The organism is Streptomyces sp. XH2, assembly GCF_049725035.1.
Lineage (GTDB): Bacteria > Actinomycetota > Actinomycetes > Streptomycetales > Streptomycetaceae > Streptomyces > Streptomyces roseoverticillatus.
This window is the reverse complement of record NZ_JBMMMZ010000006.1, coordinates 384,007-396,842: the sequence shown is the minus strand read 5'-3', so window position 1 is coordinate 396,842 and position 12,836 is coordinate 384,007. Positions and strand designations below refer to the sequence as shown.

The window sequence follows — 12,836 nt, the reverse complement described above, 5'->3', positions numbered from 1 at the left end:
CACGCTAGGCGGCCGCGCCGGGCCGCGCCCGCGGGCGGCTCCGCGGAGAGGCGGCCGGAGCCCGGCGCCCGCACAATCGCGGTCATGGATCTCCCCGTGATGCCGCCGCTGCAGCCGATGCTCGCGAAGTCCGTCGCGGCCATCCCGCCCGGCATGCTGTACGAGGCGAAGTGGGACGGCTTCCGGGCGATCGTCTTCCGCGACGGCGACGACGTCGAGCTGGGCAGCCGCTCCAGCAAGCCCCTCACGCGCTACTTCCCGGAGCTGGTGGAGGTCTTCCGCGCACAGCTGCCGCCCCGCTGCGTGCTCGACGGGGAGATCGTCATCACCCGTGGCGGGCGCCTGGACTTCGACGCCCTGCTCGAACGCATCCACCCCGCCGCCTCGCGCGTCCGCCATCTGGCCGAGGTCACCCCGGCGAGCTTCATCGCCTTCGACCTGCTCGCCCTCGGCGAGGAGTCCCTGCTCGCGACCCCGCAGCGGGACCGGCGCGACGCCCTGACCACGGCGCTGCGGGGAGTCTCGGCCCCGGTGTACGTCGCGCCGGCCACGTACGACCTGGAGACGGCGCACGCGTGGTTCGAGCAGTTCGAGGGGGCCGGGCTCGACGGGGTCGTCGCCAAGCCGCCCGGCTCCCCGTACCGGCCCGGCGAGCGTGCCATGGCCAAGGTCAAGCACGAGCGGACGGCCGACTGCGTCGTCGCCGGGCTGCGCCCGCACAAGAGCGGGCCCGTCGTGGGCTCGCTGCTGCTCGGCCTCTACGACCCGGCCGGGCGCCTGCAGCACGTCGGCGTCTGCGCCTCGTTCCCCATGCGCCGGCGCCAGGAGCTCATGACCGAGCTGGAGCCGCTGCGGATGCCCACGGCCGAGGGGCACCCGTGGCAGGAGTGGACCAGCGAGGAGGCGCAGGCGGCCGGCCGGCTGCCGGGCGGCCCCAGCCGGTGGACCGGCACCAAGGACCTGTCCTGGGTGCCGCTGCGGCCCGAGCGGGTGTGCGAGGTCGCCTACGACCACCTGCAGGGCGACCGCTTCCGGCACACCACGCAGTTCCGCCGCTGGCGCCCCGACCGCGAACCGCACCAGTGCACGTACGCCCAGTTGGAGGAGCCGGCGGACTACAAGCTCGCCGACGTCCTCGCGCTGTGACGGACGGCGGCCCGCCGGACGGCGGCCCGCGCTCAGAGCGTGCGCAGGGCGGGGAGCAGCTCCTTCCTGGCCCACTCCAGGTACGGCTCCTGGTGCCCACCGCCGATCTGCACGAGCGCGACCTCGGTGAACCCCGCGTCGGTGAACGCCCGTACGGCCTCCACGAAGCGGTCCACGTTGGAGCCGCAGGGGATCCCCTCGGCGACCTGTTCCTTCGTGACGGAGGCGGACGCGGAGGCGAAGGAGGCGTCGTGCGGCAGCTCGGCGTTGACCTTCCAGCCCAGCCCGAACCAGCGGAACTGCTCGTGGGCCCGCTCGACCGCCGCGCCGTGGTCGGTGTCGTAGCAGACGGGAAGCTGCCCGATCCGGGGCTTCCCGGCGCCGCCGTGCCGGTCGAAGGCCTCCAGCAGCTCGCGCTTCGGCTCCGTCGCGATGACCAGGTCCGCCGCGCCCCCGGCCAGCCGGCAGGAGTGTTCGCCCGAGACGGCGATCCCGATGGGCGGGGCGGGCACGGGGACGTCCCACAGCCTCGCGTGGTCGACGTCGTAGTGGGTGCCGTGGTGGTTGACGAGGTCCCCCGCGAAGAGGGCCCGGATGATGAACACGGCTTCTTCGAGCATCTCGTGGCGGACGCTGACTCCGGGCCAGCCGTGGCCCACGACGTGCTCGTTGAGGTTCTCGCCGGAGCCGAGCCCGAGCCGGAACCGCCCCTGGGACAGCAACTGGAGGGTGGCCGCCTGCTGGGCGACGACCACCGGGTGATAGCGCGTCGTCGGACAGGTGACGTAGGTCATGAGCGGGATCCGGGACGTCGCCTGCGCCGCGGCGCCCAGGACGGCCCACGCGTTGGGCGAATGGCCCTGCGAGGCGAGCCAGGGGAAGTAGTGGTCGGAGGTGACGGAGAAGTCGAACCCCGCCTCCTCCGCGCCCACCACGTGCGCGACGAGGTCCCGGGGGCCCGCCTGCTCGGTCATCATCGTGTAGCCGATCTGCACCATGCGGCTCGGCTTCCCGGGGACGGCACGCACGTAACTGACGATGTGTCGACAGAGCGATTCGCGGCGTCCCGTTCGGCGTAACCCGACGTGTCTGACGGACCGGCACCTGCCACCGTGTCTGAAATGGACCGATCAGCCAATATGAAGTGCGGGGGATCGATGCCATATGACGCTCGGCGGCCCGGAGCCCGGCCCCACCAGGACCGGGCGCCCGCGGCCGGAAGGAAGAAGGCGCTGCGGTACGGAGCGGCCCTCGTGGCGGCCGCCTGCGCGTGCGCCGCGGCGATGTCCCTGGCCTGGCCGGCCAAGGGGGCGCTGACGGACGACGAGGAGAGCCTCGACGCCGCGTCCCCCTTCTGGGTCGAGCCACGGGGGCCCGCCGCCCGCCAGGTGGAGGTGTGGCGGGAGCGGGGGCGCGAGGACGACGCGCGGGTCCTGCAGCGCATCGCGCGCGAACCGGTGGCGGTCTGGCTGACCGGCGACGACCCCAAGGCGCAGGCCGAGAACGTCACCCGTCAGGCCGAGCGCGCCGGGGTCATCCCCGTCCTGGTGGCCTACAACATCCCGCAGCGCGACTGCGGTCAGTACTCGTCCGGCGGCGCCCCCGACGCCGCCCACTACCGCACGTGGGCCTCGCGGGCGGCGGCCGGGATCGGCGCGCGCCGGGCCTGGATCGTCCTCGAACCGGACGCGCTCGCCCAGTGGGCGTCCGGCTGCGTGCCCGCCCCGGCGGCCAAGCAGCGGACGGCGCTGATCGCCCAGGCCGTGCGGACCTTCAAGGCCCGGCCCGGGGTCTCGGTCTACATCGACGCCGGCAACCCCGGCTGGATCAAGGACCAGAACCTGATGGTGACGGCGCTCACCGAAGCGGGGATCGCGGAGGCGGACGGCTTCGCGCTCAACGTCTCCAACTTCCACACGACGCCGGTCACACGCGCCTACGGCGACCACCTCTCGGCGCTGCTCGGCGGCGCTCATTACGTCATCGACACGAGCCGCAACGGCAACGGGCCGCTGCCCGAGCCGCCTCACAAAGACAAGGGCAAGGAAAAGGGCAGGGAAAAGAAGAAGGACGACCGGCCGAAGGGCGGCCCGTCCAAGAAGCGGCCGTCCAAGGGCCGGCCGCACGCCCCCGCGGCCGAAGCCCGGCGCGCGGCGGGGAGGGTGGACCCCGACGAGGAGCTGGAGGAGCTGGAGGACCTGCGGGAGCTGGAGGAACTGGACGGCGCCGAGGAGGCGGAAGCCGGCGTGACGGAAGGCGACGAAGGCGAGCAGGAGCCCGAGGGCGAGGGCGAGCCGGAGGCCGGGCACCAGGCGGTGCACGAGGCCGAGCCCCAGCACGCGCAGGAGGGCGAGCACGAGCCCGAGTCCTGGTGCAACCCGCCCGGGCGCGCCCTCGGCACTCCTCCCACGACCGCCACCGGGAACCCGCGCATCGACGCGTTCCTGTGGGTCAAACGGCCCGGCGAGTCCGACGGCGCCTGCCGCGGCGCGCCGCCGGCCGGCCGCTGGTGGGCGGAGTACGCGCTCGAACTCGCCCGCGCCACGCCGGGGCGGCCCACGCGCCCGTCGCTGGAGCCCGGGGAGCCGGAAGTGCCGATCACACCGCCGGCCGCGCCTCCCGGGACCGCTGCCGGGCTCCCGCCCGCCGAGGACGCTTCGGCGCCCCCGGCCGCCTCCGGCCCCGCGACGGCGCCCGCACCGGTGGCTCCCGCTCCCGTGCCCCCGGCTCCTGTACCGGCCCCGCCGACCGCAGCGCCGTCATCCGGACCGGGCAGCGGGCAAGGCGGTGGCCCGGGCAGTGGGCCGGCACCCGCCGGGCCGCCCGTGGACCCGCCCGACGGGTGATCCGGGGGCCCTCGGCGGGGCCGGCCCAAACGGAGGGGGCCGGACCGGCCGGGCTCAGTAGTGCCAGCGCGGCTTGCCGCTGCCGCCGCAGCTCATGAGCCGGCCCTGTGCGTCGTGCGTGCTCGCCCCCACGTCGGCCGTGCGGCAGTACTGGCCCGCCTTGTAGCAGTTGCCCGCGCTGGAGCGGAGCTCGCACGTCGTACCGGCCTCGCGCGGGGCCTGCGTGTGCTCCGACGAGCCGGCCGCGCCCGTGTGCCCGGCGGCCGGCGGCGTCGCGGGCTTGCGGGACGGCTTCGGCAGGACCGGCGACGGCGCACCGCCGCGGGACGGCAGCGCGGTCGGGGACGCCGAAGGCGCCTGCGAAGGCGACGGCGAGGAGGGGGCCGCGGACGCCGGTGCGGAGACGGAGGGCGAGGGCTTCTTCGCCGGTGACGCATCCTCGTCGCCCCCGGTGCAGCCGGCCAGCGCCAGAACGCCGGCGAGGGCGACGGCACAGGCGACGGCCCGGCGGCGGCGAAAGGCCGGGAGGGATATGCGGGAAGACATGCTCGGGCAACTCCACGATCGGAACGGTCAGGAAGGAAGCCGCACTTCGAAATCCGTGACTCCGCTTTTCCGCGGGCACGCAGTTCGCTGCCGACACGTGGGGGGAACTGCCTAGGCGGGCCCACATTAGCGGGATGTCCCCGGCGAGTGAACCAAGATCGCAGGAAATCGGGCCGGAGAAGCGGAGGGGCCGGCAGCGCCCTGAAGAGTGCATTCGTCGGCAAAGCACAACAACCGGGCGCTGCCGGGGTTCTGGAATGATGGGCCCGTGGACGAAGAAGTCATCCCGGTGCTTTATGTCGAGGACGCGAGGACGGCGGTCGCCTGGTACGCGCGCCTGGGATTCGCCGAGCAGTGGGAGCACCGCTTCGAACCGGGCCTTCCGGCCTTCGTCGAGGTGGCCCGCGGGCCGGTGCGGCTGTTCCTGTCGGAGCACGAGGGCGACGCCCGGCCCGGCACGCTGGTCTATCTGCGGGTGCGCGATGTCGACGCGGTCGCCGCCGAGTTCGGCGTTCCCCCGCAAAACGCCCCATGGGCCCGGGAGATCGAGCTGCGGGACCCCGACGGCAACCGGCTGCGGGTGGGCACTCCGACCGCCCGTTGACCGAATATCGACGTTTCGGCCCGGCGCGCCCCGTCCGGGGCTCCTCCCGACTTGGAGCTGTTGATCAATGGCACTAGCATCGAACTGGTTGCCTAAGTCAACTGCTGGCAATCGCCTTGCCGCATCAGGAGGAATGACGCATGACCGCCACGGCGCAGCAGTTCCGCACATACGTGGAGCGGAACCTCGACATCCTGGGAGCCGACCCCACCAGGACAGCCGTCGTCCACCACGACCGTCGCGTCACCGCCGGTGAACTCCGCGACCTCGTCCACCGGATGGCACGCGCGTTGCGCGCCCGGGGCGTGCAGCCCGGGCAGGTCGTCACCCTGCTCAGCGGCAACCTGCCCGAGACGATCGCCGCCCGCTACGCGGCCAACCTGATCGGCTGCGCGGTCAACCACCTCTACAACAAGCTGTCGGCCGACGTCCAGGCCACCATCATGCGCGACGTCGAGACCCGCGCCCTCATAGCCGACCCCGCTTATGCCGGACGAGCGGCCGAGCTGGCGGAGCTGACCGGCGTCCAGGACGTGCTCCTGCTCGGTCCGGGCACGGAGGGCACCGACCTGCTGGAGCTGGCCGCCGGGCAGCCGGCCGAGCCGCTCTCGGGCCTCGCCCGCCCCCAGGACATCTGCATGATCCGCCACACCGGCGGCACCACGGGCCACCCCAAGGCCATCTGCACCGCCTTCGAGCGGCTGCCCGGCTTCCAGGACGACGTCGACGAGATCCTGGAGCCGGAGGGCCGCAGCGACGACGGAATGCGGCAGCTGGTCTGCACGACGCTCGCCCACGCCGCCGGCCTGCTGGCCGACGTCACCCTCCGCACGGACGGCGGCACGGTCGTCCTCCTCGACGACTTCGACGCGGCGGAGGCCCTCGCGACCATCGAGCGCGAGCGCATCACCCACATGTTCCTGCTGCCGCCCCTGCTGTACCAGCTGATGGACCACCCGGACGCGGACCGCACCGACACCTCCAGCCTCCGCAACGTCACCTACGGCGGCTGCCAGTCCTCCCCGGCCCGCCTCGCCTCGGCCGTGCGGCGCTTCGGGCACGTCCTGACCCAGTTCTACGGGCAGAACGAGGCCGGCGGCATCAGCGTGCTCGGCCCGGAGGACCACGATCCGGACAACCCGGCCCGGCTGCGCACCGCGGGCAAGGCCATGAACGGCGTCGAGATCGCGATACGCGACGAGTCCGGCCGCGACCTGCCCGCCGGCGAGCACGGCGAGGTCTGCGTGCGCTCGGAGCACATCATGACCGGGTACTGGAAGCAGCCCGAACTGACCGCCGAGGTCCTGCGGGACGGCTGGCTGCACACCGGTGACATCGGCTTCCTCGACGAGGAGGGCTACCTGACCATCGTCGACCGGATCAAGGACATGATCGTCGTGGTCGGCGGCCACGTGTACACCACCGAACTGGAGGACCTGCTCAACACCCACCCGCAGGTGCTGCAGAGCGCGGTCTTCGGCGTCCCGGACGCCAACCGCATGGAGCAGGTGTACGCGGCCGTCGTGCGGACCCCCGGCAGTGAACTCGACGAGAAGGAGCTCCGCGAGTTCGTCGGCAACGAGCGCGGCGCGATGTACGAGCCCGCCCACGTCTCGTTCATCGACGCCCTCCCGCTCACGGATGCCGGAAAGCCGGACAAGAAGCTGCTCCGGCGCGAGGCGGAGGCCGCGGCGGCGACGCGCTGACGAAGCGCTGACCACGGCGGTCGGATGCGCGGGGGCCGTGCGGCCGGCCCCCGCGCAAAAACAATTGGGCCGTACCGCTCCCCGTGAGCAAGAATCCCCTGACCACGGATCAGCTCCGACCCTCCCGCCGGAAAGCCGCAGTTCGCTCCGATGCAGTTTCAGCCAACCGATGTCGTCGCCCGCGTCACGCTCCGGACTTCCTCAGCGGATTGCGCGGACGCGGCCTTGAGGGAATTCCGCCCGCTCGCGGACGAGCTCCGGCCGCTGGCCGCCGACGCCTGGGCCACCGACCCCGACGATGCCGGTGAGGGATTCACCGTCGAATTCCTCCTGGTGCTTCCCGCGCCGGAGAGCGACGACGTCGACGAGGTGCTGCGCACCGCTGCCGCCCCGCTGCTCGAACGGCTGGGGTTCGACGCCGGGAGTCTCGACGTGGACGTCGAGGACCGGGACGCCGTCGTGTGGGCCGACGACGGCGGCCGGCCGGACGCCGTGACGGTGTGCGGGGCGTCCGGGGTCTGCATCCGGATCGGACGCGATCCCGACGAGCCCCGCGGATTGGCCGTCGACCAGTCGTCCGTCCTGACGGACGACGAAGCCCTGGAGCTCATGGAGACCATGGCTTCCCTGTTCGGCCTCGTGGTCGTCCTCCATGCGGAGGTGGCCGGGCTCGACGCCGCATCAGCACGGGAGCTCGTACGGGAACAAGCCCGGCGGCTGCGGGTGCGGTTCCCCCGTCCGGGTGTGCCGGAAAGCGGCATTCAGGTGGTGGACGCTCCCACTGGCGGAGAGGCGCTCCGGTTTTCCGTCGCCGTCGTCCCCGGAGACGAGGATCCCGAGCGGCCGGCGGCCGCCGTGGCGGTCATGACGGCCGCCCAGGACGCCCTCGGCGGCCGGAACTGGGAGCCGGTGGCCACGCTGGTCTCCCGCTCCGGGCCCTGTCTGACGTCCGGCCGCCGGCCCGCCGTCCCGCCCCGCGCGGGAATCACCGGCATGCGGCTGTTCGTGGCGCAGGGCCTGGTCATGTCGGAGCTCGCGGAGGAGCAGCCCTCGGGCGGGTGAGTCGCCCCGGACGGGTGGTTACGGCGCAGGATCCGGCGCCGGCGCCTCCCCGCCCTGCTCGGCCCGCAGCTGGGCGGCCACCGTGTCGGTCCGGGCCCGCAGTGCGAGCACCCGCTCGCCGGTCTTCGTGCCGTGCAGCGGGGGCTCGGCGGGGAGGACGGGGACGCCCTTGGCCTGTGCGGTGAGGACGAGGCTGTGCATGACCTCGGCCTGCTGGGCCAGCAGGGCCGTGCTGAACATGTTGGCGCGCAGCGTCTTCTTCATGCCGAGCGCGCCGCGGTAGGTGATCTCGCAGGCGACGTCGACGGTCTCCAGCCGCTTTTCGCCGGCCTGTTCCAGCGCGGCGAGCATGACGGACGCGAGGCCTTCGACGACCTTGGTGACGACCCACTTGCGCCCGGGGAGCATGGGCAGCAGGTCCCGGATCCGGTCGATCTCGGCGTCGAGCGCCTCCGTGGTCATGGCGCTGAACGCGTCGTGCAGCTGGAGGTGGACGACCTTGTCCCAGGGGATGTCCTCGCCGTCGAAGCCGACCGAGTCGGGTCCGAAGCGCAGGGCGCCGATGCCGTCCAGCGGACGCAGCGCCTTGGCGGTGACGGCGGGGACCTTGGGGTGGCGGCAGATCAGGGCGCCGAGGGAGAACTCCCACTCCACGGGCGTGGGCGCGGCGGGGGCGGGCAGTGAGCGCAGGACGGAGAGGACCCAGTCGCCGGAGGCGTTCGTGCCGGTGCGCCCGGCGTCGACGCCGCGCTGGACGGCGTGGGCGACGTCCTTGCCGAAGGCGGTCGCCGCCGTTCCCACCTGGTCGCCCAGGTTCTTCACCCGGTTGAGTATGCCCATGCTCTGACCCCGTTTCACCTGCGATGTTTCGTACGGCGGCGACACTTTACCCAGTGATCGGGGGGCAGGTTACCCAGTGACCGAACCCGCGGTTCGGCACGGTCCCGATGGGGCGGGGCACACGTACGGACCCGCGCTACGGGGCGGCCGTGCTCACCTGCGCCAGGGGTCTCGACTAGCCTGTGGGCACAATGAACCGTTTGATGACGCCGTGGGGCGAGCTGGTCCTGACCCGTTTCCCCGAGGACCCGCGCGACCAGCTCCGCGCCTGGGACGCCGCCGATGAGTACCTGCTCCAGCACCTGGCGGGGAGCGCGGAGAGCGCCGACGGCCCCACGGACCTGTCCGGCACCGTGGCCGTCCTGGGCGACCGGTGGGGCGCGCTGACCACCGCCCTCGCCCGGCAGGGCGCCCGGCCCGTGCAGATCACCGACTCGTTCCTGGCCCGGCAGGCCACGCTGCGGAACCTGGAGCGCAACGGCGTCGACGCCGGAGCCGTCACGCTCCTGTCGACCAGGGACACCCCGCCGGACCGCATCGACGTCCTGCTGGTCCGGGTGCCCAAGAGCCTCGCGCTCCTGGAGGACCAGCTGCACCGGCTCGCGCCCCGGCTCCACGCCGGGAGCGTCGTCGCCGGCGCGGGCAAGGTGACCGAGATCCACACCTCGACGCTCAAGCTGTTCGAGCGGATCGCCGGTCCCACCCGCACCTCGCTGGCCGTGAAGAAGGCCCGGCTCATCTTCTGCTCGCCGGACCCCGCGATCCCGCGGTCCGGGAGCCCTTGGCCGCACCGCTACGCCCTGCCCCTGGGCATCGGGCCGGCCTCCGGGCTGACGGTCGCCAACCACGCCGGCATCTTCTGCGCCGACCGCCTCGACATCGGCACCCGGTTCTTCCTGCGCAACCTGCCGCAGCGGCGCGGCCCGGAGCGCGTCGTGGACCTCGGCTGCGGCAACGGCATCGTCGGGACGGCCGCGGCACTGGCCAACCCGCAGGCCGAGGTGATGTTCGTCGACGAGTCCTACCAGGCGGTGGCGTCCGCCGAGGCCACGTTCCGGGAGAACGCGGGCCCGCGGGCGAAGGCCGAGTTCCGGGTGGGTGACGGCCTGGCGGGCGTGCCCGCCGAGTCCGTGGACCTGGTGCTGAACAACCCGCCCTTCCACTCCCACCAGTCGACCACCGACGCGACGGCCTGGCGCATGTTCACCGGGTCGCGCGCCGCGCTGCGCCGCGGCGGCGAGCTGTGGGTCATCGGCAACCGGCACCTGGGCTACCACGTGAAGCTGCGCAAGCTCTTCGGCAACTGCGAGACCGTGGCGAGCGACCCGAAGTTCGTCGTCCTCAAGGCGGTTAAAAACTAAACGACTTGGAGCCGGACGACCCCACTGGCGGGCAGTGACTCAGATCACTGCCCGCCAGTGGTTTAGGGCTTCTGAGGGCCCCTGCGACCATGGCATGATCATGCTGTTACCGGCGGGTAGCCGTCCGGTTTCCCGCCCATGCCGTGTGATGCGGGCCGAGGTGTCGACCCCTTCGGCCCGCCCCCACCTCACGCCCTCAAGGATCGAATTTGCGCAAGTCCGCACGATTCATGGCTTTACCCGCCATCACCGCTGCCTCCCTGCTCGCCACCGGGTGCTCCGCGGCCTCCGGGCCGTCCGGCAGTGACCCCGGCTCCGGCACCGAGAAGGCAGCAGCCGCCCGTCCGCCCGCCGCGGAACCCCAGCTCGCCGTCCGGGCCGCGCCCGAGGGCGCGGGCGCACCGAGCGCGGTGGCCCGTCCCTCCGGCTCCGGAAAGACGGCGCAGAAGTCCGCGCTGAAGGTCGCCTCATTCGACAAGAGCAGCGGACGCGCCGTCATCTCCGGCGCCGCGAAGCCCCCGAAGGGCCTGGCCCCCGGCCGCACCCCGGCTCCGTCCGGCTCGGCCGGTGCCGGAAGCAGCGCCGCGCCCGGCAAGAGCGACCAGGTGGACGTCGGCGACATCATCGCCAGCGCGCCCGCCCCCGGCGCCCCCGACGGTGTCCTCGCCAAGGTCACCAAGGTGCTCGGCAAGACCGAGCAGGGCACCGAGGTCAACACCGCTCCCGCCACCCTGGGCGCCCTGCTGGGCGACTCCCAGGCCAAGGGCTCGGTGCCCGTCGACCCGTCCACGGTCGAGGTCGAGCCGCTCGTCAAGGGCGTCAAGGCCTCGTGGACGAAGACGGGCAACGTGCACTTCGGGCCCAAGGGTGCGAAGGTGCCGCTGGGCAACCTGCGGCTCGACGTCGGCACGTCCATAGCCACCGCCAAGGACGCCCCGGTGTCCGCCGCGGCGTCGGCCTCCGGCTTCGTCCAGCTGGCTCCGGAGGTCGACTTCGCCTACGACGGCGGTGGTGCGGGCTTCGGCGGCGCGCCGGCCAGCGCCTCGGTCTCGCTGTCGGGCGACTGGTCCTCCCAGTGGGAGCTCAAGGGCCAGGCGGCCGCCTCGACGGACGGCAAGCCGCTGCGCGTGCCGTTCGCCAAGCTGCACGCCTCGCCGGTCATCCAGGTCGGCCCGGTGCCGGTCGTGGTCAACCTCGGCCTCACCTGCTACCTGCAGGTGGACGCCGACGGCCACGTCAACGTCGACGTGAAGGAGGACCTCAAGGGAGGCTTCCGCGTCGGCGGCGCGTACAACCGCGGCAAGGGCTGGTCGCCGGTCAACACCTCCGACTTCTCGGCCACTTCGCCCCAGGCGTCCGTGACCGCGGCCGGCAAGGTGAAGGCGGCGCTCGGCGCCGAGGCGTCGGTGGGTCTGTACGGCGCGGTCGGCGTGAAGGCCGACGTCGCCCCGTATCTGCGGGCGGAAGCGGAAGGCAGCGCCACGGCGTCCGCCGACGGCAAGGCCTCGGCCACCGGCAAGTGGGGCGCCTACGGCGGGCTGGACCTCGCGGGAGCCCTCCAGCTCCAGCTGCAGATCTTCGGCACGCCGATCTTCGAGAAGCCGATCCCGCTGGGTTCGCTCCACAAGGAGTGGAAGCTGGCGGGCGGCGAGGGCCCCGGCTCGACGGGCTCCCGCCGCAAGTAGGTCCCCGCACACGGGGTGAGGGCACCGGTGCGCGCCGCGGAACGTGCGCGCACCGGTGCCCTGCTGTGTGAAGGCCCTATTGCTTGAAGGCTCTGTTGCTTGAAGGCCCGGTTATGCGGAGGCCCGGTTATGCGGAGGCCCGGTTATGCGGAGGCCCGCAGCGAGTACACCATCGGGAAGCGCGGGCGGCCCTCCGGGAGCCGGTAGACCGTGCTCTCGCCGCCCCGGCTGCCGCTGGTGTCCCGCGCCCGGACCATGCCGTCGAGGTACTCGAACAGCGTGAAGTCGTGCTCGTGCAGGAACTCCAGCCGCAGGCCCGCCGCGGTGACCGCGCTGACCACGTCGCCCAGGGAGTGCTGCCACTCCACCGAGCGGTTGTGCCGCGTCGCGGCGGTCAGGGCGGCGTACGAACCCGGCTCGTCGTACGTGAACGGCCCCCGGGTGAAGTAGTCCTCGGCGAAAGCGCTGCCGTCCTCGCCCAGGCACATGGCCACCGGATGGAACTCCGCCAGGTACAGGAAGCCGCCCGGCGCGACCAGCTCCGCCGCCGTGCGCGCCCACTGCGTCAGGTCGGGCAGCCAGCACAGGGCACCGAAGCCCGTGTAGACGATGTCGAAGGTCTCGCCCCGCAGCGCGGCCGGCGCGTCGTACACGTCGGCCTCGACGAACCGGGCCCGCTCCTCGCCCACCTCCGCCGCCAGCGCCCGCGCGGCCTTCACCGCCGGGCCGGAAAAATCCAGACCGGTCACCGAGGCGCCCCTGCGGGCCCAGGACAAGGTGTCGGTGCCGATGTGGCACTGCAGATGGAGCAGGCGCTTGCCGGCGACGTCACCGACCTCGTCCGCCTCGAACCCGCGCAGATCGTTGCGGCCGGCCTTGAAGCCGGCCACGTCGTAGAAGGCGCTCTCCGTATGGAGGGGCACCCTCTCGTCCCACAGCGCGCGATTGTCCTCGCGCCAGTTCGCGGCGGGGCCGCACCGCCCGCCGTCCGCCCGTTCGCCGGTCGTCGTCACGGGCGTGACGCTAGCGAGGCGGACCGC

10 protein-coding genes and 1 pseudogene are annotated in these 12,836 nt (G+C 72.9%); 7 read left to right on the top strand and 4 right to left on the bottom strand.

Annotation, left to right across the window (positions count from 1 at the left end):
• Positions 1-84 precede the first annotated feature (84 nt).
• Positions 85-1,146: an ATP-dependent DNA ligase gene (locus ACOTKD_RS14965; RefSeq protein ID WP_424889424.1), complete on the top strand. Its 1,062-nt coding sequence runs from the start codon at positions 85-87 to the stop codon at positions 1,144-1,146.
• A gap of 32 nt (positions 1,147-1,178) precedes the next feature.
• Here ACOTKD_RS14965 and ACOTKD_RS14960 read toward each other — a convergent pair whose 3' ends face one another.
• Positions 1,179-2,144, bottom strand: coding sequence for a TIGR03557 family F420-dependent LLM class oxidoreductase (locus tag ACOTKD_RS14960; protein WP_424889476.1), 966 nt, complete (start codon positions 2,142-2,144; stop codon positions 1,179-1,181).
• Positions 2,145-2,267: 123 nt separating this feature from the next.
• Here ACOTKD_RS14960 and ACOTKD_RS14955 point away from each other — a divergent pair.
• A pseudogene (locus tag ACOTKD_RS14955) lies at positions 2,268-3,659 on the top strand (glycoside hydrolase family 6 protein); the annotation flags it as partial.
• 387 nt (positions 3,660-4,046) lie between these two features.
• Here ACOTKD_RS14955 and ACOTKD_RS14950 read toward each other — a convergent pair.
• Positions 4,047-4,538 carry a hypothetical protein gene (locus ACOTKD_RS14950; protein WP_424889423.1) on the bottom strand — a complete coding sequence of 164 codons (492 nt, stop codon included), beginning with the start codon at positions 4,536-4,538 and terminating at the stop codon, positions 4,047-4,049.
• A 268-nt stretch (positions 4,539-4,806) separates the two neighbouring features.
• On the opposite strand from ACOTKD_RS14950, the gene ACOTKD_RS14945 reads away from it, so the two are divergent.
• The 3 genes from ACOTKD_RS14945 to ACOTKD_RS14935 all read left to right on the top strand — a co-directional run bounded on the left by ACOTKD_RS14945 (position 4,807) and on the right by ACOTKD_RS14935 (position 7,910).
• A complete protein-coding gene (locus ACOTKD_RS14945; RefSeq protein WP_424889422.1) occupies positions 4,807-5,142 on the top strand; it encodes a glyoxalase superfamily protein in 336 nt (111 codons plus the stop codon).
• Positions 5,143-5,282: 140 nt separating this feature from the next.
• Positions 5,283-6,848, top strand: a complete 1,566-nt coding sequence (locus tag ACOTKD_RS14940; RefSeq protein ID WP_424889421.1) for an AMP-binding protein — start codon at positions 5,283-5,285, stop codon at positions 6,846-6,848.
• A gap of 225 nt (positions 6,849-7,073) precedes the next feature.
• Positions 7,074-7,910 carry a hypothetical protein gene (locus tag ACOTKD_RS14935; RefSeq protein WP_424889420.1) on the top strand — a complete coding sequence of 279 codons (837 nt, stop codon included), beginning with the start codon at positions 7,074-7,076 and terminating at the stop codon, positions 7,908-7,910.
• Positions 7,911-7,928: 18 nt separating this feature from the next.
• Here the strand turns inward: ACOTKD_RS14935 and ACOTKD_RS14930 are convergent, their stop codons facing one another.
• A complete protein-coding gene (locus tag ACOTKD_RS14930) occupies positions 7,929-8,750 on the bottom strand; it encodes a hypothetical protein (protein WP_424889419.1) in 822 nt (273 codons plus the stop codon).
• A 191-nt stretch (positions 8,751-8,941) separates the two neighbouring features.
• Between ACOTKD_RS14930 and ACOTKD_RS14925 the strand changes: the two genes are divergently transcribed.
• On the top strand, positions 8,942-10,111 hold the full coding sequence (locus ACOTKD_RS14925; protein ID WP_424889418.1) for a methyltransferase: 1,170 nt from the start codon (positions 8,942-8,944) through the stop codon (positions 10,109-10,111).
• 230 nt (positions 10,112-10,341) lie between these two features.
• A complete protein-coding gene (locus ACOTKD_RS14920; RefSeq protein WP_424889417.1) occupies positions 10,342-11,796 on the top strand; it encodes a hypothetical protein in 1,455 nt (484 codons plus the stop codon).
• Between the two features lie 143 nt (positions 11,797-11,939).
• Here ACOTKD_RS14920 and ACOTKD_RS14915 read toward each other — a convergent pair whose 3' ends face one another.
• Positions 11,940-12,809, bottom strand: a complete 870-nt coding sequence (locus tag ACOTKD_RS14915; protein WP_424889416.1) for a class I SAM-dependent methyltransferase — start codon at positions 12,807-12,809, stop codon at positions 11,940-11,942.
• Positions 12,810-12,836 lie beyond the last annotated feature (27 nt).